Source organism: Streptomyces tailanensis (genome assembly GCF_008386495.1).
Lineage (GTDB): Bacteria > Actinomycetota > Actinomycetes > Streptomycetales > Streptomycetaceae > Streptomyces > Streptomyces tailanensis.
The window spans coordinates 118,935-142,198 of record NZ_VTHJ01000014.1 but is presented as its reverse complement, the minus strand read 5'-3'; the positions used below and the strand labels follow the sequence as shown (position 1 = coordinate 142,198).

At 67.8% G+C, this 23,264-nt stretch carries 22 protein-coding genes and 1 pseudogene; 11 read left to right on the top strand and 12 right to left on the bottom strand.

Features of this window, described 5'->3' with window-relative positions; genetic code table 11:
• Window positions 1-167 precede the first annotated feature (167 nt).
• Window positions 168-1,793, bottom strand: a complete 1,626-nt coding sequence (locus tag F3T56_RS14235; protein ID WP_149825539.1) for an MFS transporter — start codon at window positions 1,791-1,793, stop codon at window positions 168-170.
• A 100-nt stretch (window positions 1,794-1,893) separates the two neighbouring features.
• Here F3T56_RS14235 and F3T56_RS14230 point away from each other — a divergent pair, with 100 nt between their 5' ends.
• The 3 genes from F3T56_RS14230 (at window position 1,894) to F3T56_RS14220 (ending at window position 4,810) form a co-directional block, all read left to right on the top strand.
• Window positions 1,894-2,550, top strand: a complete 657-nt coding sequence (locus F3T56_RS14230) for a TetR/AcrR family transcriptional regulator (protein WP_149825538.1) — start codon at window positions 1,894-1,896, stop codon at window positions 2,548-2,550.
• Between the two features lie 124 nt (window positions 2,551-2,674).
• A complete protein-coding gene (locus F3T56_RS14225; RefSeq protein WP_149825537.1) occupies window positions 2,675-3,883 on the top strand; it encodes an alpha/beta hydrolase in 1,209 nt (402 codons plus the stop codon).
• A gap of 75 nt (window positions 3,884-3,958) precedes the next feature.
• Window positions 3,959-4,810, top strand: coding sequence for a DUF4429 domain-containing protein (locus tag F3T56_RS14220; protein ID WP_149825536.1), 852 nt, complete (start codon window positions 3,959-3,961; stop codon window positions 4,808-4,810).
• A 114-nt stretch (window positions 4,811-4,924) separates the two neighbouring features.
• Here the strand turns inward: F3T56_RS14220 and F3T56_RS14215 are convergent, their stop codons facing one another.
• Both F3T56_RS14215 and F3T56_RS14210 read right to left on the bottom strand, forming a co-directional pair.
• Window positions 4,925-5,938: an aldo/keto reductase gene (locus F3T56_RS14215; RefSeq protein WP_149825535.1), complete on the bottom strand. Its 1,014-nt coding sequence runs from the start codon at window positions 5,936-5,938 to the stop codon at window positions 4,925-4,927.
• Complete coding sequence (locus tag F3T56_RS14210; RefSeq protein ID WP_149825534.1) at window positions 5,935-6,402, bottom strand: MerR family transcriptional regulator; 468 nt, start codon at window positions 6,400-6,402, stop codon at window positions 5,935-5,937. Before F3T56_RS14210 ends, F3T56_RS14215 begins: the two co-directional genes overlap by 4 nt.
• 96 nt (window positions 6,403-6,498) lie before the next feature.
• On the opposite strand from F3T56_RS14210, the gene F3T56_RS14205 reads away from it, so the two are divergent.
• Both F3T56_RS14205 and F3T56_RS14200 read left to right on the top strand, forming a co-directional pair.
• Window positions 6,499-6,969: a GNAT family N-acetyltransferase gene (locus tag F3T56_RS14205; RefSeq protein ID WP_149825533.1), complete on the top strand. Its 471-nt coding sequence runs from the start codon at window positions 6,499-6,501 to the stop codon at window positions 6,967-6,969.
• Between the two features lie 19 nt (window positions 6,970-6,988).
• Window positions 6,989-7,807 (top strand): serine hydrolase domain-containing protein, encoded by an 819-nt coding sequence (locus tag F3T56_RS14200; protein WP_149825532.1) that lies wholly within the window; start codon window positions 6,989-6,991, stop codon window positions 7,805-7,807.
• Window positions 7,808-7,841: 34 nt separating this feature from the next.
• On the opposite strand, the gene F3T56_RS14195 is transcribed toward F3T56_RS14200, so the two are convergent.
• On the bottom strand, window positions 7,842-9,095 hold the full coding sequence (locus F3T56_RS14195) for an RNA-guided endonuclease InsQ/TnpB family protein (RefSeq protein ID WP_149825598.1): 1,254 nt from the start codon (window positions 9,093-9,095) through the stop codon (window positions 7,842-7,844).
• Window positions 9,096-9,381: 286 nt separating this feature from the next.
• On the opposite strand from F3T56_RS14195, the gene F3T56_RS14190 reads away from it, so the two are divergent.
• Window positions 9,382-10,512 (top strand): DUF5954 family protein, encoded by a 1,131-nt coding sequence (locus F3T56_RS14190; RefSeq protein WP_149825531.1) that lies wholly within the window; start codon window positions 9,382-9,384, stop codon window positions 10,510-10,512.
• Window positions 10,513-10,552: 40 nt separating this feature from the next.
• Here F3T56_RS14190 and F3T56_RS14185 read toward each other — a convergent pair whose 3' ends face one another.
• Window positions 10,553-10,969, bottom strand: a complete 417-nt coding sequence (locus F3T56_RS14185) for an ATP-binding protein (RefSeq protein ID WP_149825530.1) — start codon at window positions 10,967-10,969, stop codon at window positions 10,553-10,555.
• 83 nt (window positions 10,970-11,052) lie between these two features.
• On the opposite strand from F3T56_RS14185, the gene F3T56_RS14180 reads away from it, so the two are divergent.
• Together F3T56_RS14180 and F3T56_RS14175 are read left to right on the top strand one after the other, a co-directional pair.
• Window positions 11,053-11,901 (top strand): helix-turn-helix domain-containing protein, encoded by an 849-nt coding sequence (locus tag F3T56_RS14180; RefSeq protein WP_149825529.1) that lies wholly within the window; start codon window positions 11,053-11,055, stop codon window positions 11,899-11,901.
• A complete protein-coding gene (locus F3T56_RS14175; RefSeq protein ID WP_149825528.1) occupies window positions 11,861-12,058 on the top strand; it encodes a DUF397 domain-containing protein in 198 nt (65 codons plus the stop codon). Before F3T56_RS14180 ends, F3T56_RS14175 begins: the two co-directional genes overlap by 41 nt.
• 549 nt (window positions 12,059-12,607) lie before the next feature.
• Here the strand turns inward: F3T56_RS14175 and F3T56_RS14170 are convergent.
• The 6 genes from F3T56_RS14170 to F3T56_RS14145 all read right to left on the bottom strand — a co-directional run bounded on the left by F3T56_RS14170 (window position 12,608) and on the right by F3T56_RS14145 (window position 18,682).
• A complete protein-coding gene (locus F3T56_RS14170) occupies window positions 12,608-13,342 on the bottom strand; it encodes a hypothetical protein (protein WP_246203613.1) in 735 nt (244 codons plus the stop codon).
• 11 nt (window positions 13,343-13,353) lie between these two features.
• Window positions 13,354-13,845: a hypothetical protein gene (locus tag F3T56_RS14165; protein ID WP_149825526.1), complete on the bottom strand. Its 492-nt coding sequence runs from the start codon at window positions 13,843-13,845 to the stop codon at window positions 13,354-13,356.
• Between the two features lie 6 nt (window positions 13,846-13,851).
• Complete coding sequence (locus tag F3T56_RS14160) at window positions 13,852-16,095, bottom strand: glycoside hydrolase domain-containing protein (protein WP_149825525.1); 2,244 nt, start codon at window positions 16,093-16,095, stop codon at window positions 13,852-13,854.
• A gap of 387 nt (window positions 16,096-16,482) precedes the next feature.
• On the bottom strand, window positions 16,483-17,145 hold the full coding sequence (locus F3T56_RS14155; RefSeq protein WP_342786925.1) for a GmrSD restriction endonuclease domain-containing protein: 663 nt from the start codon (window positions 17,143-17,145) through the stop codon (window positions 16,483-16,485).
• 424 nt (window positions 17,146-17,569) lie between these two features.
• Window positions 17,570-17,998, bottom strand: a complete 429-nt coding sequence (locus tag F3T56_RS14150; RefSeq protein WP_149825524.1) for a hypothetical protein — start codon at window positions 17,996-17,998, stop codon at window positions 17,570-17,572.
• A 72-nt stretch (window positions 17,999-18,070) separates the two neighbouring features.
• Window positions 18,071-18,682: a peptidase inhibitor family I36 protein gene (locus tag F3T56_RS14145; RefSeq protein ID WP_149825523.1), complete on the bottom strand. Its 612-nt coding sequence runs from the start codon at window positions 18,680-18,682 to the stop codon at window positions 18,071-18,073.
• 1,184 nt (window positions 18,683-19,866) lie between these two features.
• On the opposite strand from F3T56_RS14145, the gene F3T56_RS14140 reads away from it, so the two are divergent.
• The 3 genes and pseudogenes from F3T56_RS14140 to F3T56_RS14130 all read left to right on the top strand — a co-directional run bounded on the left by F3T56_RS14140 (window position 19,867) and on the right by F3T56_RS14130 (window position 22,579).
• Window positions 19,867-20,406, top strand: a complete 540-nt coding sequence (locus F3T56_RS14140; RefSeq protein WP_149825522.1) for a hypothetical protein — start codon at window positions 19,867-19,869, stop codon at window positions 20,404-20,406.
• 100 nt (window positions 20,407-20,506) lie between these two features.
• Window positions 20,507-20,607 (top strand): annotated as a pseudogene (locus F3T56_RS47750) (serine hydrolase); the annotation flags it as partial.
• 130 nt (window positions 20,608-20,737) lie between these two features.
• A complete protein-coding gene (locus F3T56_RS14130) occupies window positions 20,738-22,579 on the top strand; it encodes a protein kinase domain-containing protein (protein WP_149825521.1) in 1,842 nt (613 codons plus the stop codon).
• Between the two features lie 7 nt (window positions 22,580-22,586).
• Here the strand turns inward: F3T56_RS14130 and F3T56_RS14125 are convergent, their stop codons facing one another.
• Window positions 22,587-23,249 (bottom strand): pirin family protein, encoded by a 663-nt coding sequence (locus F3T56_RS14125; protein WP_172638937.1) that lies wholly within the window; start codon window positions 23,247-23,249, stop codon window positions 22,587-22,589.
• Between the last annotated feature and the right edge of the window lie 15 nt (window positions 23,250-23,264).

Genomic DNA, 23,264 nt, shown 5'->3' with positions numbered 1-23,264 from the left:
AGGACTCCACAAGCCCGCAAGTGGATGATCACACGATCGAGCTAATTCCGTCTGCGCGCGCCGCTCCCCTCCGGCAGCGCGCGCAGGACCTCGGTCCGCCACTGTGGTCCAGGGTGTGTGTCCGGTGCGAGCGATCTTTAGCCTTGTCACCCTGATAGGTGAACGCGTCAGATGTGCGCGGCTCCGGCGCCCGCCTCCGCGTTCTCGCCGCGCTTGGTCAGGAACGCGACCAGGACCGCGACGGTGGCCACTCCGGCAGCGACGAGGGATGCCAGGCTCATGCCGGAGATGAACGTGTCGTGCGCGACGTCGGTGATCTTCGCGGCGATCTCCACCGGGGTGCCTTCGGGCACCGGGGCGGCGCCCTGCTGAACCGCCTGCGAAGCCTGGGCCAGTTGAGCGTCGGTGAGCGGCGGAAGGCCGGCGTCCACCCAGTTGCCCGCGAGATCGCTGTCGACCTTGGACGTCATCACAGCGCCCAGTACGGCCGTACCGAGGCTGCCGCCGATCTGCATCGCGGCCTGCTGGAGACCACCGGCGACACCGGACAGTTCCAGCGGGGCGTTGCCGACGATGACCTCGGTGGCGCCGACCATCACCGGGGCGAGGCCGAGGCCGAGGAGCGCGAACCAGAGGGACATCGCCGCGCTGCCGGTGTCGGTCTCCAGCGTCGACATGCCGTACATGGCGATCGCGGTGAGGGCCATGCCGCCGGCCAGCGGAACGCGCGGGCCCAGCTTGGTGATCAGTACGCCCGCCAGCGGTGAGCCGACGATCATCATTCCGGTGAGCGGGAGCAGGTGCAGGCCCGCCTCGATGGGGCTCTGCCCATGCACGTTCTGCAAGTAGAACGTGACGAAGAACAGGCCGCCCATGAAGGCGATGGCCATGAGGACCATCAGGACGACGCCTGCGGAAAGGGGGACCGAGCGGAACAGCGCCAGCGGGATCAGCGGCTCCTTCACCTTCGTCTCCCAGAAGGCGAAGAGGGCGAAGCCCGCCACGGAGGCGATCAGGAACGCCCACGTCTGGCCGTCGCCCCAGCCCCACTCCGGGGCCTTGATGAGCGCCCAGACGAGGCTGAACATGGCCGCCGACAGCAGGGCTATGCCCAGGGCGTCGAAGGAGCGCGGGGCGTTCTCCGCCCGGTGGTCCAGCAGGATCAGGGCGCCCAGGACCACGGCGAGGATGCCGACCGGGACGTTGATCCAGAACACGGACTGCCAGCTGACGTTCTCGACGAGGAAGCCGCCGAGGATCGGGCCGCCCGCGGTGGAGGCTCCGATGACCATGCCCCAGATGCCGATCGCCATGTTCAGCTTCTCGGCGGGGAAGGTGGCACGGAGCAGGCCGAGCGCGGCCGGCATCAGCAGCGCGCCGAACAGGCCCTGGAAGACGCGGAAGGTCACCACGAAGGCGACCGAGTTCGACAGACCGATGGCCCCGGAGGCGGCGGCGAAGCCGACCACGCCTATGAGGAAGGTCTGCCGGTGGCCGAAGCGGTCGCCCAGCTTGCCGGCGGTGATGAGGGTGACGGCGAGGGCCAGGAAGTACGCGTTGGTGATCCACTGGACATCGGCCCAGGTGGCACCCAGATCCTTCGCGATGGCCGGGTTGGCGATCGCCACGATGGTGCCGTCGAGGGCGACCATCATGACGCCGACGGCCACGGTGAGGAGAGTGAACCAGGGGTGACCGCGCAGGCCGCGGCCCTGGCTCGGTGTCGGGTCGGACGGGGCTGCTGGCGCCTTGTCCTCCGGTCCCGTCTTGTCGACAGTGGTCTGACTAGTCATGCGTTCGAGGCTAATGACAGCCGCTGACAGTTGACAAACCAATTCACAAGTCGGTAACTGTCACGTCACTTGCCGCAAGGGCGGGTGGAGACGAGGGTTCATGAAGACGGTGACGGCGACACCGGAAGGGCGGCCCGGGCTGCGCGAACGCAAGAAGCGGCGCACGCACGACGCGCTGCTGCGGGCCGCGCTGGAGCTGTTCACGACGAAGGGGTACGAGGCGACGACGGTCGACGAGATCGCGGAGGCCGTCGATGTCTCGCAGCGCACGTTCTTCCGCTACTTCGCGGGCAAGGAGGAGGCCGCCCTCGCCGTCCAGGACATCGCCCAGGACTACTTCGCCGAGGCGGTGCGCGACCGCCCGCCGCACGAGGCGCCCCTGGAGGCCATGCGCAACGCCGTCCTGGAGGGCTGGGACGACATCACCGAGGCCGTCGAACAGGTCGTTCCCGTCGACCTCTACCTGCGCTCCTATCGCATGGTCGAGTCGACGCCCGCGCTCCTCGCCGCCCATCTGCGCCGCTCCGACGAGACGGCGGAGGCGATCGCGCGGATCATCGCCGAGCGCGAGGGCGTCGACGTGGACGCCGATCCCCGGCCGCGGGTGACCGTCGCTCTCTTCTCCGGAGTGATTCGTGTCACCGAGCGCTTGTGGGCCCTGGGCGAGGACCTCACCATGGACGCGATGCGCGACCTGATGGCCGCTCACCTGGACGCCGTACGGCCCTCGCTGGCCGAGAAGTGGCGTACGGGCTGAAACACACGGGGAACGGCAGCATCGGGATGTTCTTTGCGCACTGTACGGAACAGGGGTCCGTGAAACGTGATCTCCCCCACTCGGTTAACGCGAGACCCTTCCGTTCTCTTAGTGTGTCCTTTCAGTGACTTCCTTCGACTCCTCCCCGCAACTGAACGTCTGGCGCGCACTACTGGCGCTGGCCGTGGTTTTCGTGATGCTGGCGACCACCGGCTGGACCGCGCTCCGCAGCCATAGAGGGGAGTCGCCGCTGCAGGCGTCGCTCTCCGCGTGGCAACGCGGAGACCTCGACGGACGCGATCTGCCGGACGCCGAATCGTCCCCGTACCGACTGGCGTCGTTCTTCGACTCGCTCACCGCACGCCAGCGCACCCGGCTCGCCCATCGCTATCCGCTCGCGATCGGCAACATGAACGGCGCCCCCGTCGAGCTGCGCTACCGGGCCAACCGCATCGCGCTGAAGCAGCAGAACAGACGCGAACGCGAACGCATGTACGACGAGCGGCTCTCCGCTACCGGCCAGCAGCAGGCGGGCCGCCGGATGCACCGCTACGACATGCTGGCCGCGAAGAACCGGCACATCCTCGCGTTCGACCCCGAGGGCGCCGGCCGGGTCGCCGAGGTCTTCGGGAACCTCGACAAGGCCGAGCGCGTGTCGGTCGTCGTCCCCGGCGTCGACACCAACGTCCTCAACTACCAGCGCACCAACCGCAGGTACTCGGCGCCCGCCGGCATGGCCAAGGCGCTCTACAAGGCGGAGCGGGCGGCGAGCCCCCGGACGCGTACGGCCGTCATCGCCTGGGCCGACTACACCGCGCCCGACGGCCTCGGCCTGGACTCCGCCACCGCGCTCCGCGCCGAACAGGGCTCGATCCGGCTGAAAGCGCTGGTACGGGCCCTGCCGGGCGCCTCCACGGTCGCGCTGGTGTGCCACAGCTACGGCTCGGTGGTGTGCGGGCTCGCCGCGAGCGCACTGCCGGCGCGGGTGACCGACATAGCGGTCGCGGGCAGCCCCGGTATGCGCGTCGAGACGGCCTCCCAACTGCGTACGTCGGCCCGGGTGTGGGCCATGCGCGACGCCGACGACTGGGTCCAGGACGTTCCCTACCTGGAGGTCGGCGGGCTCGGGCACGGTGCCGACCCGGTCTCCCCGGAGTTCGGGGCCCGGATCCTGTCGGCGTCCGACGCCGAGGGGCACAGCGGTTATTTCGAGCCGGGAACCGAGAGCCTGTACAACTTCGCCGAAATCGGCATCGGCGCCTACGAGTCGGTGCACTGCGCGCAGGAGGATGACGTATGCCTGGAGGGTCTGCCCGACGCCGCCGCGGCCTGACGCGCGTAGAGGACGGAAAAGTGCGGTTCGCCACGGGTCGGGACTTCGTCGCCTCGCGCGCATACGATGAGCCGCATGGGTGATGTACTGGCCGGATTTCACGCCGCCTGGGAGTTCGAGTCCGACTCCGTGCTCATCCGCTTCGAACGGGGGATCCGTACACCGAAGCTGTTCGCCGCGCTCGGCGAGCGGCGCGTCCCGTTGGAAGCGATCGCGGACGTGACGCTGACACTGGGTAAGCGGGGCAACGTGGTACTGCGGATCGTGCCGAGACCGGGCGCCGATCCGCTGATGGAAGCGGCCGCCGACCAGCTCAAGCAGAGCTCCGATCCGTACCGGCTGGTGATGCCGGCCGAGCGGGAGACTCTCGCGGAGTACTACGCCGATGAGCTGCGGGCCCGGTTGACCGAGTCGGGGCCCGCCGAACGGTTTCTGGTGGCGGCGCCCGAGGTGCCGTTGCAGTTCAAGGCGTACGACGGGAAGGCGTCGTTCGACGGGCGGGCGGTGTCGTTCCGGTGGTCCTGGACAGGTGCGTCGTCCACGAAGTGGAAGGCCGGGGACCAGAGTTTTCCGGTGAGTTCGCTCAGTGGGGTGGAGTGGCGGTCGCCGGAGCTGTTCGAGGGGTATCTGCGGTTGCTGCGGCGGGACGCGGAGCAGCATGCGCAGCCCGATCAGGATCCCGCGGCCGTGGTGTTCGGGCTCGGGTACGGGCCGGTGCATGAGTCGTTGCCGTTCGCCGCGGCTGTGCTGGCGGCGGTGCGGGAGCGCTCCGCCGGGTCTGGGGATGTGGCCTTGGCTGCCGTGCCTCGGCGGGATCCGGCCGACATCGCCGACCGGATCCGGCATCTTGGGGAGTTGCATCAGGCGGGGTTGGTTACGGATGAGGAGTTCAGTTCGAAGAAGGCGGAGTTGTTGGCTGAGCTTTAGGGGATTCGCCGTTGGGGATCGCCGATTGGCCGGCTGCGGGTTCGTTGTGGCTGGTCGCGCCCACGCGGCGGAGCCGCATATCGATACAGCCCCGCGCCCCTGACTTGGCTGTGCTTACTCCCTGCCTGCGGATGTGAACCGCATATCCGCGTAGCGGTCTCCCGCCACCTTCGCCGCTATCGGTTCCAGCAGCGCCATGTCCTCCTCGCCCAGGACTATGCGCGTGGCCGCCGCGTTCTCCTCCGCCCGTCCCGGCTTGCGCGTGCCCGGGATCGGGACCACCGGGAGGCCGTGCATGGCTGACTGCTGGTGGACCCAGGCCAGGGCGATCTGGCCGAGGGAGGCGTCGTGGGCGTCGGCCACGGCGCGGATCGGGTCCAGGAGGGCCGCGTTGGCCGCCGCGTTGTCGCCCGTGAAGCGGGGCTGGTGGCGGCGGAAGTCGTCCGCGGTGAGGTCCTCGGCCTTGGCGAAGGAGCCGGTGAGGAAGCCTCGGCCGAGGGGGGAGTAGGCGACGAGGGTGACGTCGAGGTCGCGGGCCGTGGGGACCACGTGGGTCTCGATGTCCCGGCTGAAGAGGGACCATTCCGACTGGAGGGCGGCGATGGGGTGCACGGCGTGGGCGGTGCGGAGTTCGCCGGCCGTGACCTCGCTCAGGCCCAGGTGCTTGACCTTGCCCTCGCGGACGAGGTCGGCCATGACGCCGACGGTCTCCTCGATGGGGACGTTCACGTCGCGGCGGTGCATGTAGTAGAGGTCGATCACATCGACGTCGAGGCGTCGCAGGCTCCCCTCCACGGACTCGCGAATGTGCGGGGCGTCGTTGCGGATGATCCGCTTGGTGGGGTCGTCCGGGTCGACCGCCAGGCCGAACTTGGTGGCGATGACGACCTCGTCGCGGTGGGCCCTGACGAAGGGGGCGAGGAACTTCTCGTTCTCGCCGGCGCCGTAGGCGTGGGCCGTGTCGTAGAGCGTGATGCCCAGTTCCAGGGCGCGTTCCAGGGTGGCCCTCGACTCCGCCGCGTCCGAGGGGCCGTACGCGAAGCTCATGCCCATGCAGCCGAGGCCCTGTACGCCGACCTCGGGGCCGTCCGCTCCCAGTCGTGCCTTCGCGATCTTGCGGTTCGTCATGAGGCCCTCTCCGACGCCAGGGCCTGCCCGGCGTCCGCATAGAAATTGATCTTCCGGTCGAGCACGCTCAGGGTGTCCTGGAGCTCGGCGATCCGGGCCAGGACGTCCTCCCGGGTCGACTTGAGGAGGTCGAAGCGCTCGGCGTAGGTGTGGTCGCCCTCGCGCACGAGTTCCGCGTACCGGACCATGTCGGCGACCGGCATACCGGTGAGCCGGAGCTTGCCGACGAGGTCGAGCCAGTCGAGGTCGCGGTTGCGGTAGCGGCGCTGGCCGGTGTGGGAGCGGTCGATGTGCGGCATCAGGCCGATCCGCTCGTACCAGCGCAGGGTGTGCGCCGTCAGTCCCGTGAGGGTGGCGACCTCGCTGATCGTGTACTTGTCCTGTCCTTCCGGCCGCCGCTCGTACAAGGGCAGTCCGGCGCAGTTCTCGGTCCTGGTACCTGTCGTCGTCTCCACCACCGTCATGGCCTCAACGCTAAAACCCTGGAGTGCGCTCCAAGCAAGCGGAATCCGATGAAATTCCGGCGACATCCGGCGAGTTGGCTGACTACCGTGCCGATCATGAGTCTCGTACGACGTGCCACGGCCGAGGACGCGGAGGAAGTGCTCCGGCTGCGTCAGGTGATGATCGACTCGCTGCGCGGAGCGGACCGCTCCACCGACTGGCACGAGGAGTCCCTGCCGACGGTACGCCGCAGACTCGCCGACCCGGACGGGGACTTCGCGGCCTTCGTGATCGACCATACGGAGCAGCCGGGCGCCCTCGCCACGCTGGTGGCCGGGACCATCGAGTACCGCATCGGGCGGGCCGGGAACCCGCACGGCTCCGTCGGGTATGTGTTCAGCGTCGCCACCGACCCCGACTCCCGGCGCCGGGGCCACGCCCGCGCCTGCATGGAGGTCCTCCTGGACTGGTTCCGCGCGAAAGGCGTCGCCCAGGTCGATCTGAACGCGTCCGCCGAGGCCGAGCCGCTCTACGCTTCCCTGGGCTTCGTCCGCAAGCCGGACCCCTCGATGCGGCTGAACCTCTGAGCCGCATAGTCTCGTACACATGTCCTTGCAGAGCCTCGCCCTGATCGAGAACTGGCCGGTACCCACCGCCGCCGCGGCCGTCGTGCGCGCGGACGGCACCGTACTGGGGGCCCATGGCCCGCTCGGGCACCGGTTCCCGCTGGCCTCGGTCACCAAACCGCTCGCCGCGTACGCCGTGCTCGTCGCATACGAGGAGGGGGCGATCGAGCTGGACGAGCCGGCGGGGCCGGAGGGGGCGACCGTACGGCATCTGCTCGCGCACACTTCGGGGCTGGCCTTCGACGAGCACCGGGTGACGGCGGCGCCCGGGGGGCGGCGGCTGTACTCCAACGCCGGGTTCGAGGTGCTCGGGGACCATGTCGCCAAGGCGACGGACATCCCGTTCGCGGAGTATCTGCGGCAGGCGGTGCTGGCACCGCTGGGGATGGCGGCCACCACGCTCGACGGCTCTCCGGCCAAGGACGGCGTCTCGACCGTGGACGACCTCGTACGGTTCGCCGCCGAGGTGCAGGCCCCCCGGCTGCTCGACCCGCGCACGGTCGCCGAGGCGATGACCGTACAGTACCCGGGAACGAAGGGCGTGCTGCCGGGCTACGGCCACCAGAACCCCAACGACTGGGGCCTCGGCTTCGAGATCCGCGACGCCAAGTCGCCCCACTGGACGGGAACTTCGTCGTCCCCGGGGACCTTCGGGCACTTCGGGCAGTCGGGTACGTTCCTGTGGATCGACCCGGCGGCGGGCGTGGCCTGCGTGGCGTTGACGGACCGGGCGTTCGGGCCGTGGGCGGTTGAGGCGTGGACGCCGTTCACAGATGCGGTGCTGGCCGAGTTGGTTTGAATGCTCCCCTCCCTGTTGGGAGGGGATTCCTGGCTCAGGCCGCCTCCCGGAGCGGCGCTCCGGGTGGTCTTATGCCCTCGACACCAGCCGGGTTCAGACCTGCCCGGAGGAGCATCACGCGGGCGGAGTTCTTGTCCCTGGAGGAGACGGCTCCGCACGCGGTGCAGGTGTAGGTGCGTTCGGACAGCGGCAGTGCGTGCTTGGTTCTCGCTCCGCACGAGGCGCAGTCCATGGTGGTGTACGGCGGGTGCACGAGACGGATGTCCCGCCCGTGCTTGCGGCCCATCTCGATCAGGGCCTGCTTGGTGGCGCCGATCGCGGCGTCGGCCGCCTTGCGCGCCATCGACGTCCTGGTGAGGAACTTCGGTTTGAAGTCCTCCACCGCGATGGCGTCGTGGTCGGTCACGACCTTCTTCGCCCACTTGCGGCCGGTGTCTTGCCGCTGCCGGGCGATCTTCTTGCACGCCTTCGCCCGCAGGTGTCTGGCCTCGCGGTAGCCCTTCGAGGCCGCCTGTCCCTTGGCGGGTTTGCGGCGGGCCATCATCCGGTCGTACCGCGACAGCTTCTGCTGGGCCTTGCGGCCGTGCTGGGCGTGCGGGAGATCGTGGGCGCCGCTGGTGGTGGTCGCGGTCTCCTTCACGCCCCAGTCGATACCGATCACCGCGCCGGTGGCGGGAAGCGGCTGGACTTCGGCGGGCACGACGAAGGAGGCGTACCAGTGGCCGAGGCTGTCGCGGTACACGCGCACACTGGACGGCTCGGCGGGCAACTCGCGCGACCACACCACCCTCAGCACGATGCCGCCCGCCAGGTGCAGGCGGCCGTCCTTGAGACGGAAGCCACGCTTGGTGTAGTTCAGCGTCGGGTCGGCCTCGCGCTTCTTCTTGTGCTTGGGCATCCCGGCCCGCTGCTTGAGTGGCATGCGTTCCTTGATGTCCTTCTGCGCCTTCGCACGCGACGTGCCGAAGTCCCGGATGATCTGCTGCTGCGGCACCGAACTGCCTTCACGCAGCCACGGCGTGCGCGCGCGGGCCTCGGTCAGCATCTTGTCGAGCTGGGCCGGGCCGCACGTCAGTTTCTCTTCAGGGTGCGCCTTGTTGTGCGCGTACACAGCCCTGGACTTGGCCACGCACTCGTTCCAGATCCACCGGCACCGGTCCCACTCCGCCAGCAGCTGCGTAAGGGCGGTCGACGACACACGCAGCCGAAACGTGTACCGGGCATGCCCGCCCTCCCCACCCTCCTTCACCACCAGCACGACACCCCCTCCCACACCCCGCCCGCTCATCCCGGCTTCCATGACGAGACCGTACGTGCGATACACGTACACCCGTGCCCCATCACGCCACAGTCACCACAACCAGCGAACATGGGCACGCGCGTCCGTTTTTTCGGCTCGCCCTCGGCGGTCTTGCGGGCGCTCCGCGCCCCGGGAGACCGGACACGGCGACGCTCCGCGTCACCGTCACGAGATGCGATTCCCCCCCGGCGTGAACGCCGGGGCATCCTCGCAAGAAATAGGTGATTCCCCCGTTCTCCGGCGAAGTCGCCCCGGAATCGGGCACATTCAGTACATGACCGGTTACGAAGACAGGGTGCCTGGTTATCTGACCTTCCGGGTCGCCCCGCAGGAAGGCCCCATCGCGGCATTCGCCGAGCAGGAGGCATGGGAGGCGCGGGAGCGGTATTCCGGGCTGATGGTTGTGGGCCTCGGGGAGTTCTTCCATGCGCGGGAGCTCGACGCCGGAGGCTGGGAGCTGTCCGAGTACGGCAGCGACACCCCGCAGGGCTCCAGGGACATGCTGGGGTCGCACTTCCGGAGGCGCTCCGCGGAAGCCGAGAAAGCCGGCGACGCGAAGGCGCAGAAGGCGTGGATGGCGGCCGCCCTGCGTATGGACCGGGAAGTCGTCGACGACCTCCGTGTCCGCGGCGAACGGTTCCGCATCGTGCGGGCCTCGAAGTTCATCCGCATGGGAAGCGGCGGGCCCGAACCGCCCCGGCCCTCGGATCCCGACCCGGCGGAGGTCGGTGAGGCCTACCGTGTGCGGTCACGCACCAAGGGCTTCGTCGTCGATCCGTACACCAGCGCCGGGCTGTCCGACAGCCTGCTCAAATTTGATCTCCTGCAGCTCGTCGCATCCGCCTCCGGCACACCGGACGACGTACTGGCCGACGCACGGCATGCCGCTGTGACCTACCCGGGCGGTGTGCTGCTGCCGGCGGTGTTCATGACCGCCGAGCGCGTGGACGGGGAGTGGAGGTCACACAACCCCGGGGCATCGCACGCCACACCGCAGGGGGCACGCGACAGCCTGGCGACATGGCTGCGGGTCATGGGGCCGTTCACACTGCGGCTGTCGGACGAGAAGAAGGCTGAGTACGCGCGAGCGGCCGACCGGTTGGACGAGAAGCGCGGCAACAGTCTGAGCATCGACGGGACCCGTTTCCGTGTCACCCGCGTCGAGCGGCTGATCCGTATCGGACCCGACGGTCCGGAGGGCCCCCGGCCCAGCGACTTCGACCCGGAGCCGCCCGTGGAGGTCCACACCCGGCAGCTGAAGGAGCAGGGGCTGTGGACGGAGGAGGACGAGGACGCGCCGATCGAACTCGACGAACGGACCCTTGAGCTGAAGGCCCTGTGGGATCAGGAGGAGATCCGCCGCGCGGCGGCCAGGGAGCGGAGGGCGAACAACAAGCCCGGCTGAGCCAGGCAGGAACCCTCGATCGACTGCCTGGCCCCGCTGACTACTTGGCCCGGCACTCGAACCACACCGTCTTGCCTCCTCCGGTGGGGCGCGACGTCACGCCCCACCGGTCGGTGACCGCATCGACGAGAAGCAGGCCGCGCCCGCTGTCGGAGAGCGCGTCCCCGCTGCCCGGGACCGGCAGCCGCGGGCAGCTGTCGCAGACCTCCACCCGCACCGCGCCGGGCAGCAACAGAAAGCAGATGCCGCAGCGGCGGCCGGGTACGTGCCGGACGACGTTGGCCAGGAGCTCCGTCAACGCCAGTTCGGCCGCGTCGACCAGTTCGAGCAGGCCCGAGCCCCTCAGATAGAGCCGCAGGATGCGGCGCAGGTGGCGTGCCGAGTGCTCGCCCAGCGTGAACTCGGCGCGGTACTGCGGCTGAAAGTCCGCTTCCTGCGGAGCAGTTACGTGATTCATGTCACCAGAGTGCGACGCACCGCATACGCTCGGCTACGCAACGAAACGAACGCCGTGAGGCGTTGCAGGCCGGAGGTGCCGTTGTGGCCAACATCCAGATCCTCGATCCCACCGCTTCCCCGCTCGACTACTACGGCTGGGAACTGCGCCGCCAGCGCGAGGCCCACGGCCTGACACAGGGCCAGCTCGGCGACATCATCTTCTGCACGGGCTCGCTGGTCGGCCAGATCGAGACCACGAAGAAGGTCCCCACCCGCGACTTCTCCGAACGCGTCGATGCCGCCCTCGGCACGGACGGCGTCTTCTCCCGGCTGGTCGGCCTGGTGCTGCGCAGCCAACTGCCCACCTGGTTCCAGCCGTACGCGGAGATGGAGGCGAAGGCGACGTACATCTCCACGTACCAGGCCCAGTTGGTGTACGGGCTGCTGCAGACGGAGGAGTACGCGCGGGCGGTGCTGGCCACCGGCATGCCGGACGACCTGGAGGGCTTGGTGGCGGCCCGTGTGGAGCGCCAGCGCATCCTGGAGCGTGAGCAGCCGCCCCTCGCCTGGGCGGTTCTGGACGAGGCGGCGCTGCTCCGGCCGATCGGCGGCCGTGACGTCATGCGGCGCCAACTGGCCCGTTTGTTGGAGTTCACGGGTCATCGCTGGATGCACATTCAGGTGCTGCCGAACTCGGCGGGTGAACACGCCAGTCTGGCCGGTTCGTTCAACCTGCTCCGCTTCGACGACGACCCGGACATCGTCTACACGGAGGACCTGATCTCGGGCCATATGACGGCTAACCCCGAGACCATCAGGGAGGCATCACTCCGTTACGCTCGACTACAGGCCGCAGCCCTCTCCGTAGAGGATTCCGCGGCACTGATCGCCCGCGTAATGGAGGAACGCTATGGAGACCAGGCCCAGCCTGAGGAACGCACGGTGGCGTAAGTCCAGTTACAGCGGAAACACCGGTGGCGACTGCGTCGAGGTGGCCCACGGCTGCCCGACCGGTGCCGTCCCGGTCCGCGACAGCAAGAACCCGTCCGGCCCCGTCGTGACCGTCGGCGCGTCCGCCTGGCAGGCGTTCGTCGACGGTCTGCGGTAGTCCACAGGCCCGTCCGATTGTCAGTGGTACCCCCTAGGCTCCTCCTCCGTAGCCGTTCGTGCGGCAGAAGCGAGTCAGTGGAATCGGCCAAAGGATCAGGCCGCCCCTCCGGCCCCACCACCGTGTCCGTTCACCTGACTGCCATCTCCTAGAACAGCAGCTCGGCGAGCCGGTCACCACAGCGCAGCAGGCGACCAGCAGCACTGCCACGAAGGGGTGACGCTTCCCGCGCCGGCACCGCGGATCGGCCAGTGCCCGCAGCCGCTCGGCCAGCGGGCCGATCGCACGGTGCTGACGAGTAGGCGACTTGACCAGACAGACGGTGGCAGACTGACGGCACATCGAAGCTCCGTTGCGGGACGGCGACTTGGGAAGGTCACCTCCACAACGGAGCTTCGTTGCGTCCGGTCGCGCACCCGACCAGCATCGTCATACCGCCGTGACCTGCACATCCGCGAGATCACCACGACTTTGCAATCGCCCTGGTCGATAACCCCGACGCCTGCTGAAGCGGCTGTCGGCGGGCGGCCTGCGCACGCCCGCCGAAGCTCACTGGTACTGCGCGGCGCGGCGACGTCGGGAGGGCTGTGTCATATCGGCCATGACTCCGGCTCCCAGCCCAGGCGTCTCGTCCCAGGTCCGGACCTTGGTCGCTACCCGTGCCAGACGGGAGTCGCCGGGGCGCACAGTGAGGTAGAACAGGCCCTCGTAGGGGCGGCGGTCCTCGCCACCCCAGCGGACGACCCCCTCGGTGTCGGCGACAATGTCACGGATGATCAGCTGCTGTCCTGCGCTGAAGCCGCCCCGCACCCCAGGCGGGTAGAAGTCCGGCCGGATCACAACGGCGGTGCCGGACGCCTGGTTGGATTCTGGGAGCGAACTGTCTCGGACCGCGGACGGTGCCACCCAGCCTTCGACCGGGTTGGGCTCGCCGTGCAGGCCGAGGGCGTCGACCTCGTAGTGGAATCGGCGGATCACATGGACCAGGAGCGTTTCCGTGTCTCCCATGCGTACGGTGACGCTGAGGCCGGTGCCTTCCACGTGACGGGTCACGATGTCACCACCGTCGTCCGTGGCTTTCTGCATCTCCCACCGGTTGGCGGACGGACGGCCCGTGAGGAGGCGGCGGCGTCGAGCTTCGACGCGTCGCAGAGCCTCCTTCAGGTCGTCGTTCCTGAGAGGCTGGGGCGCGGCGATGGCCGGAGTGGCGAGGAGACCGGTGGAGGCGAGGCTCACGGCGGCTGTGACGCCGACCGCCGCGGTGAGAGCGTGTCTGCGGGTCATATCGGTGTGACTCAACGGGTCAGGCCTTTCTTCCGTGTTGTCGTGCGCTGCTTGTGGTGGAGAACGGCGGAGACGACGGCGCAGACGAGACCGAGCAGCAGCAGGACGGCGACGGACGGGTTGATGTAATCGGGGATGACGACGGAGTAGTCACGGCCGTTCGACGCCTCGCACACGAGCCGCAGCGGGATGAAGTCAGCTCGGCGGCCGACCAGTTTCGATATCCCCTCGGGGCGCTGCCGCTCGCACGGTTCGCCCTGTTTCTCGTCTTCGAGGAAGAGAAGGTGGAGACATCCCCACAGATAGAGGGCGAGCGCCACCGCGACGGCCGCCAGGGACATGTCCCGCCATACGGCGAACGGGGTGTACCTCCGGCGGGCGTGCCGTGCGAACTGTGAGCACAGGTAGACGGTGAGGCCCAGCAGGGTCGCCGCTCCGGTGAGCAGGAGGATGAGAAGCACTCCGGGGCTGTGCTCTTGCCAGGGGTCGGATGTCGTGATCATGAGCGGTCAGGACTCGCGGACGATGCGGTTGTACTTCTCGAAGATCGCATAGAGCGGCATCCGCAGCTGCGCGTGGGACTCGGCCAGGTCACCGAAGCCCTGGTAGCGGCGGAGGATCTCGAAGGTCTCCGTGTCGGTGTAGTCGAGGGCGGGGCGGCGGATCGGGGTCTCGGCATGGTCGCCCGCCTTTCCGTCGGCCGCCCAGATGTGCAGGTGCGGGACGGTGCTCAGATTGAACGCGTTGTCCTGGTTGGCCTTCTGCCACATCGCCCATCTGTCGCCGTCGGAGGCCGAGTTGAGGATCTCACCCTCCAGGAGCCCCGACCGGATGGAGTTGTTCCGCGACAGGATGCACGTACGTCCCGAGATCTTGGCGATGCCGGTGCTGCTGTCGACCGTCCTGCTGACACCTGGCAGGTCCTTGCCCCAGTCCGGGATGATACCGGTGTGGTAGAACACCACGCCCGCGTCCTGCGCCACGTCCACGTAGCTGTAGTGGCAGAACTCCCAGAAGGCCGACGTCTGGATGAGCGACTTGCGCATGCGGTACCTGCGGGCCGCCGACGTGATGGCTGCGTCGTGACTCATGATCGTTTCAAGGCACTGCCGTCGGGTGTAGACGTAGCCCGTGCTGCCGGGCTTGCCGATCGACTCCATGTAGTCGTCGGCCTCCTTCAGCAAGGCGTCCCAGTGGTCCATGTCGAAGCCGATGTCGAGCTTCTGGGACGGAGCGGGGTGGAAGTCGCCCTGGCCCAAGTCGCGTCCGGAGGCGATGTTGTTGTCGATCTCGATGCGGCCGCCACCTGAGCCGACCACCTTGGTGACGATCTGGTCGAAGGCCCAGTTCTCCGGCATCGAGTAGCCGAGGTTGCCGGAGAAGCCGGACGACATGTTGGACACGAAACTGGCGCTCGCATAGCCCTCCTCGGAGATTCGGGAGCATGCGTTCCGTGGGCCGTAGACCCCGATCTTGTAGGGGCTGCCCAGCCGGTCCATCTCGTCCCTGACACTCCGGAAGTACGGCAGGATGTGCGAGGTGACCTCGTCGTTCACCGCGTCGTAGTCGACCGCGAAGTAGATGCGTGAGCCCGGCTTGAATCCGTGCTCCTCTGCCTTGAACGCGGCGTTCAGGCAGTCCGTGACGCCCTGCGAGACGCTGTAGTAGTCGACCGAGCGCGCCCACGTCTGGTAGATGGGAAAGCAGCGGAGCCCGTACTCCTTGATTGTCGCGAGCTCGCCGGGCTGGATCTCCTTCTCCGGGAGGTCGGTGGTGGAAGGGTTGTACAGGTAGCGGCCGATGTACTTGTAGCCGGCGTCCTTCAGCGCCTGCGCACGGGCGGGCGTGATCTTCGTGACGCCGTCGCACGCCTCTCCCTTGCGGGACTGGTCGCCGTAGGAGACCAGCAGCGAGGACCAGGTCTGGAAGTCGCCCTGTCCGGTTACGGGCAGCTTGAGGAACGCCTGGAATTCCCGGACGGAATTGGCCAACACAGCCTGGAACGAGCTGGTGAAGGTTTCCGGGCGGCCGTTGAGCGTCATGGCCCCGGAGAAGAGCTGTACCCACACGCCCGAGTCACCGGTGGACAGGGTGCGGTTCTTCAAGCCGGACTGCGTGCCAGGCCCGAAGACTCCGTTCGCGACACCATCGGCCATGCCCAGTTCGTACTGGACCGCCAGAATCAGCGACTTGGCCACGTCACGGGAGTGATGGCCGTCGCAGGGGATGATGTAGAAGTCCTTGCGGAGGAGGTACTGGCCGTTCAGCCACTGCTGGATCAGGCGGATGGTGCTCGAACCGTTATTGACGGTGACGTAGGCGTCCATGTTGAACAGACCCTTGACCACCTTCGGCCACAGGGCATCGTCCGGATAGGGAACATGCGCGCCCATGTCCTGCTTGATTTTCCACACCGCGGCCTTGACACGGTCGTTGTACTTACCATCGATGTCACCCCCGTCGTAGCCCTTGCAGTACAGGGCGGACTGGATTATTCGGCAGAAGTTCGCCGACGGGATGGTGGTGTCGTCCAGTTTTCCGTACTTCTCCCCGATCGCCGCAAGGGTGGTCGGACCGAAATTGTTCGACAGGGTCGTGATACCCATTTCATACTGTAACGCCCGGGTAAGGGCGTACATCACGGTCCAGCCGGTCTGCCCGTTCTCGTCCAGCTTGGAAATGCCGAGCGTCGCACCGTCGCTGTACGTCGCGTTGATGAACTGCTGAGCTCGACGCACCATTTCGTCAGCCATAAAGTCCCTTTCATGGAAATGGAGAAGAAATATCCAGGCGTGCGGAGGCAGGGGAATTCGTTCCCTGCGTGTTTCAGGGGGGCTCGATCCAACAGGTCTCGGACTCAATCAGGGAAGGGCCCCGGTTCGCGGCTCCCGGACGGCACCTGCGTCGGCGGGGACCGTCGAGACAAGGCCGCCAGCTTATCGACGGTTGGTCTGCGACAGCTCGCCCGTTGCGGCCCAGCAGAAATTAGCCAGTGGTTCAATACTTACTGGAAGGCAGGTGCCGCACACGGGCAGGTGGATATATTCGCCACTACCCTGAGGCACCTTTTGCCGGAACTCCACTCGGACCGCCGACGTTCTGCTCGGCGGCAGTGATGCCGTCCGGCGCTGAGGGCGTGTTCATGGGGTGCAGGTGTCCAGCATCTTGCTGAGCATGGCTTTCTCGTCCTGGGTGACGCTCAGTTTGTAAGCGGCTTTGACGGTGGTCCAGGAGCGGCCGTAGGTGCACCAGTAGGACATCTCCGGTGGCTGCCACTGGTCCGGTCCTTGGTCGCCCTTCGAGCGCTTCGTGGCGGCGGATACGGCCAGCAGCTGCGGATGAGTGAGGTCGTTGGCGAAAGCTTCGCGCTCGTCTTGTGTCCAGGTGTCGGCGCCAGAGCGCCAGGCGTTGGCCAGAGGCACAGTGTGGTCGATGTCGAGGTCGGCAGCGACGGTGAAGGTCTTGTTCTCGTAGACGCTCACCCACTTCCCGGACACGGCCCGGCACTCGTCATCGCGCTGTACATCGGAGCCGTCGCGCTGAAGAACCATTTCGCGGGTGTCACAGTTGTCGCCTTGGGAGGACCAGTGAGCGAACTTCGCGCGGCTGTAGCCCGCCATCGACCCCTGAGCCGCCACTTTCAGACCATTCAGCGCGGTGCGGGCCGCTTCGGTGGTTGGCAGCCCCGGAAGCTTCGGCGCTGCCTTTTCCTGCCCGCCATCTGCTCCTGCAGCGCTGCCTTCAGTGGGAGCGGTGACGCCCGCAGGGGTGACGCCACTGGCGTCGGGGGTCGGCTCGGTCACCGTTGAACACCCTGTCAGCGTGACGGCCAGGACGGTCACTGCCAGCCCCCATGTCCGTCGCCGCTGCTCATGGTTCGTGTTCCGCACTCTGGCCTCTTCCGGCTCGACAATCGGACCTCGTGCACGCTATCTGCCCAGGGTGTGGAGGTGGCCATGTTCACGCCACATACGTTGATGGGCGATCAGGTGGTGACGTACCGATCCGGACATCGGGTGCAGCAGCGCCCAGGGTCGAAGGGGGCTGCCGCTATCGCGCTAATACCGTTATGCCGGCCCGCGTGGCGGACGGGACCTCTGTCCGGGCCGAGCTCCGAAGCGGCAGGATTTCGTATGTGCGCTGTCGGTCTCTGGCTTGCACGCCGTGACTGGATCACCGTCGGTTGACGAATTCCTGAACTGGGGGTCCCTGCACGCGATACCGAGCTCACGTCCCTGCGTTGCCGGTAAGTACCTGGCCGAAGACGTCGTAGACGTTGACGCGGGTTTGCTGCGGTTCTATGTAGGCGGTGAACGTCTTCACGATGGTTTCTGCCGTGGACATGGGGTCCTTGACCGGGGTCGGGCCGCCGTTGATGTCGGTGGAGATGAAGGCTGCTCCGGATTTGTCGTCCCAGTCACCGATGATCCTCTGGACTCGCGCGGCCGCCTTCTGCTGGCTCCTGTCACCGTGCTTGTCCACCCACGACCGAAACTCCCGCGCCTGCTCGGAGGACTTGGCCCGATCGGTGTCCTGGGGGAGTTTCGTGGCCACGCCGGTGGGACCGGGCCCGACTGAGTCGTCTTGAAGACTGCATCCGGTGAGCAGCGCGGCCGTGGCTGCGATGCCCAGCAGCGGGGTGATCACTGCGCGCATGGTCTCTCCAGCGTGGGGGGCGAGAGGAGCCCTTCCGGTGCCGAAGCCCGGAAGGGCGCAGGACTCAGTGTGTCAGAACAGGATGGCGTCGGCCTTGTCGTTCCAATTGCCGCTGACGGGGTAGTCGTAGCTACTGAAGCGGGGCCAGATGGTGTAGCCGGAGGCGAGGATCAGTTTGGGGTCGGGCAGATTGTTCCGGATGTCGTACAGGGTGACACCGCGCTGGGAGCGCATGACGGCCGCGCTGGACGCCTTGTCCCGGAAGGAGGGCGAGTATATGTCGAGGTGGCGGGTCTTGGAGGTGTCGTAGGTGGGCCACTGCAGGCGGTGCCCCTTGTAGTTGGCGTCCTGCCACAGGCAGACCCACCCGCTGCGGCAGTCGTCATAGGCGAGCACGGAAGCGCTGCCCATGGCCTGTCTCGCCTGCCCGGTGAGGGCAGCAGCGGCTCCCTGTCGGGCCTCCTTGGTGGGGGCGGCGCTGGCCAGACGAGTGTTGGCCTCGGTGTCGTCGTCGAAGCACTCCATGGTGCCGTCCTCGTCGACCTCGGCGCAGATCTGGGCACCTTCCCAGTCGCCGGCCGGATCGATCTTCTCGCCGTTGTAGTACATGTCTATCTCGAGATCGGGGTCGGCCGCGGCGTGCATCTCGGCCTCCTCCTCAGGGGAGAGGAAGCCAGTGATCACCCCAGGTGTCTCTTCAGTGTCTGCCGCAACGGCGGGGGCTGTGGTGGCCGCGAGCGCGAGGGCAACGGCAATAGCGAGATGACGAATGCGCACGTGTGGTCTCCCTGGGAAGTAGTCGGTTTGTAGGCAGCGTGGAGCTGGCCGGACAGGAAAGAAGGTGATGGGGTTTGCCTGACCGCTCTCAGTCGGCGGTAACGGGCAACCGGACAGTCGATGCTGCGATATTGAGCGAACGGCGACAGATCAGCGGATCTCAATGCATCGGGAGAGAAGCACGATCACCCTCGCCGGAGCCGGATTTCGCACACCGTGCTGTCCGTAAGGAAACCCTGCGCAGGCGCCTGCCTGAAGGCGAGGCCGTTCGGCAGCCGTGCAGTATTCCCCCAAAACACGATCCATCCCCCAGATTGAGCACCGAACGTGACACGGCCTGCTGTCCGCAGCTCTATGCGTGTAGCGAGCAAGGACGTCTTGCCGCGCAACTCGGGTCACTGTAGTTGCAGCCGCTATGGGTCAGACATCCCTGAAAATGCGCCTGGCCGGATCAGCCGCCGCGTGCCGCGGTCAAACGGAATCTGCACTCCACACATCACAGTAAGCGCTTGCAGTCTTCCGTCGGGAAAGCGGAGGGAGTAATTCCCGTGGAGGGTGTTGATCAGGTTGGCCGGATCCAGTTGGCGGGCGGATCTTGACTGAAAATGTGCAACTGCCGTCGAGCAGAGATCAGTTACGCTGACCGCTGCCGCATGGCAGACCAGCACATGCCCCGAAGGGCAAGCCTCATCAACGGCCGCACGGAGCTAAGCAAGCCCCGATCAACTACAAACGTGTCCACCTTAGTTCCCACCTCGATCAGGCCGCACAGAAGATCTCACCCTTCGAGCAAGAGGCACCAGCTCCGAAATCCCGCCGCGCGCCGCCGCACCCAATGAGAGGTGCGCATCGTGAAGTTGTTGCTCACGGGTCTGGTGAGTGGGTCGGGGCACGTTCGATCGTGCCGTCTTCGCCGCGGCGGCCGGCATACACGATGGCGCCGCACATGGCGTTGCCGACCCACGTGCCGGCGAAGCGGACTTGGGTGCAGCTCTCCTGAAGTGACTTGTTGACCTGCGTAGTTGTGGGTCGATCTGCCGTGATGGCGTGGTGGCTTCTACCGTTTCGGGTGGGAGCGAGGGTGATGTCAGATGAGTTCGCTGATCGAAGAGCTGCATCGGCATGAGGCGGCAGCGCGGGAGGAGGCGGCCGGGCTCCGCCGTGAGATCGACTCGTTGAACGAGCGTCTGGCGCAGGCCGAGGAGCGTTTGGCTCGGTTGGAGATCGCCCGGGAGACGGTCGCCGAGATCCTCGGCGAGGCGGGCTCGGATCATGTGGAGGCCGGTTCGGCCGTGGTCGCGGAGGCGGGAGCGGTGTCTGTGGAGTCCGCTCCGGCCTCGCCGGTCGGAGTGCTGACGGTGCCGCCGTGGCGACCGGGTATCGCGGTGGCGGTGCTGCCGAAGGCGTATCAGGACATCGTCGAGGTCCTGGTCGATGCCGGGCATCCGTTGCGGGCTGCCCAGGTGGCCACCGCGGCCGGGTTGAGCACTGACAAGTCGAAGGTCGAGGGACTGCGTGCGAAGTTGAAACGACTCGTGAACCGCGGCCGGCTGACCGAGGACGGGCCGGGCCGCTTCACGACTGCCGGCCGGAAGGACGGAGCACAATCGTCAAGGCGGCAACGGGAGTAGGACTCTTCTCCCTAGATTCGAAGGCGCCAACCAAACGTCCTCGGAGAGAAGAGCCCGTAGAACGGTACGACACACCCTCGACAGCTGACCCCTTTGACCGTTCGGGCAGTCGGGGACCTTCCTGTCGATCGACCCGGTGGCCGGGGTGGCCTGTGTCGCGTTGACCGATCCGGCCTTCGGGCATGGGCGGTTGAGGAGTGAACGCCGTTCACGAATGCGATGCTGTCCGAGATCGGTCGGTAACCGCTCCCCGACGGACAGTGGTTGATCCGTTCGGATAACCTCCCCCTGCACACACGCCACAGCGAACGCAGGGCCTCGGGGGAGAACGATGAGCGGGGTACAACAGGGCGGGCAGTTCCGCCCGCTGGAGGACGGCGACCCGAAGGCCGTGGCGGGCTACCGGCTCGCGGCGCGGCTCGGCTCGGGCGGCATGGGCACGGTGTATCTGTCGTACACGCCGGGTGGCCATCCGATCGCCCTCAAGACGATCCGACCGGAGCTGAGCGAGGACCCCGAGTTCCGCCGCAGGTTCAAGCAGGAGGCCCAGGCCGCCCAGCGGGTGCAGGGTCTGTACACCGCGCCGGTCATCGACTACGACACCGAGGGCGCCCAGCCGTGGCTGGCCACCGCCTACGTGCCCGGTCCGTCGCTGCACGCGGCGGTCGCCGAGCACGGTGCGCTGCCGGTCTCCTCGGTCCTGCTGCTGCTCGCCGGGGTGGCGGAGGCGCTCAAGGTCATCCACGCGGCGGGCATCGTCCACCGCGATCTGAAGCCCGCCAACGTGCTGCTCGCCTCCGACGGCCCCCGGGTCATCGACTTCGGTATCGCCCGCGCCGCCGACGCCACCGCCCTGACCGGCACGGGCGTCTCCATCGGCACCCCGGCGTTCATGTCGCCGGAGCAGGCGGCCGGGAAGCCGATCACTCCCGCGTCGGACGTGTTCGCGCTGGGCCAGGTGGCGGCGTACGCGGGGCGGGGCAGCGGCGCGTACGGCGAGGGGCCCTCGCACGCCGTGCTGTACCGCATCGTCCACGAGGAGCCGGACCTCTCCGGCTTCCCGGACGAACTCCGCTTCATCGAGCGCTGCCTGGCGAAGAACCCCGAGGACCGACCCTCGCCCGAAGAGGTCATCGCCCTGTGCCAGGAGGCCTCGCCCACCCCGTTGGTCCAGTCCGGCTCCTGGCTGCCGGAGGCGATCGGCGCCGACATCACGCGCCGGGTCTCGGCGTCGGCCGAGCTGCTGGCCGCGCGGAACAAGGCGGCGGAGGCCCCGACCGCGGCGCCCGCGCCCGTACCGCCCACCGCCCCGGTGACCCAGCCGGACGTTCAGGCCGCCGGCCACGCCGCACCGCCGGTGCACGCGGCCCCGACCATGCACTCCGGGCACGCCGGTCCGGCGACCCCGCCCCCGCCGGGTCCGCCGTCGACGCCGTACCCCCCGCAGCCGACCATGCCGTACCACCCGCAGCCGGGGCCGCACACCGTGCCGACCGGCCACCAGGCGCCCTACCCGCAGCCGCCGCACACCTGGCACCCCCAGCCGCGCCCGCTCGCCGTCAAGCCGCGCAGGAGCGTGGGCAGTTGGATCGGGATCGGCATCGCGGTGGTGGTCGGTCTGGTGTGGGTCAGCGGCTGTGTGTCGTTCATCAAGGAGTTGGGGGCCTCCTCGGACAGCTCCTCCAGCGGCTCGGCCTCCGGTGGGAGTTCGGGCTCCGGCAGTTCCTCACCGCTGCCCGACCCGAAGCCGGTGACGTACAAGGGCATCGACGTCACCAAGGGCTATTACGTCCGGTTCGCCGACTCGCCTCTCAAGCCGGTGGACGGATCCGGCGACGCGTACTCGATCGACGACAGCGACCTCTACTACGACGACAAGTGGTACTACTCCGAGGACGATTCACCGGTGCTGGGCAGCAACAGCGAGAAGCTCGTCCTGCTGAACAACGCTCAGAAGGGCTCGCTCAAGACCTGCCGGAACGAGACGAGATACGCGAGGGACATCTCGCTCTCCCGAATCACGAAGGGCTCCCAGTTGTGCGTGCACACCTCCTCCGGCCATATCGCCCTGGTCACCTTCAAGGGCACGGCATCGCAGTCCGACCCCAGCGACTACGTCACGCTGGACATCACGGTATGGCGTAACGCGGAGGAGCCGACCACCGACAATTGACGGCCCGTCACTCGGCCAGCTCCCAGATCAGCACCTCCACCGAGGCGGAAACGGCGTCCAGCTCCAGCCCCTTCTCCCCCTCGGCCCGCACCGAATCCCCGGGCTCCAGCTCATGCGACCCGACCCGCACCGCACCCCGTACGACGTGCAGATACGTGCGCGGCGCGTCCGGTACGGCGGTGCGCTCCCCCGCCGTGCCCAGCCGCCGTACGTGCAGCATGGCGCCCGCCTCCGGGACGGCGTACGGCGTGGAGTCGGCGATGCCGTGGACGATCTCGTACGACGGGTCGCCGCCCGGGTCCAGGGGGGCCAGCCACATCTGTACGAAGGTCAGGGGCGCGGAGCCGTCGTTGCGTTCCACGTGGCGGACGCCCGCCGCCGAGCTGAGGCGCTGGACATCGCCGGGGCGGACGAGCGTCTCGTGGCCGGTGGTGTCGCGGTGGGTGAGCTCGCCCTCGACGACCCAGGTGACGATCTCGGTGTGGCTGTGCGGGTGCTCGTCGAACCCGGCGCCGGGGGCGAGGCGCTCCTCGTTGCAGGCGATCACCGCGCCGAAGCGGAGGTTGTCCGGGTCGTAGTGCGCCCCGAAGGAGAAGGCGTGCAGGGAGGCGATCCCGGACTCGGGGTCGCCTCCGGGGTAGCGCTCGTGGGCGCGCCGTACGTCGATCACGCATCCAAGGTATCG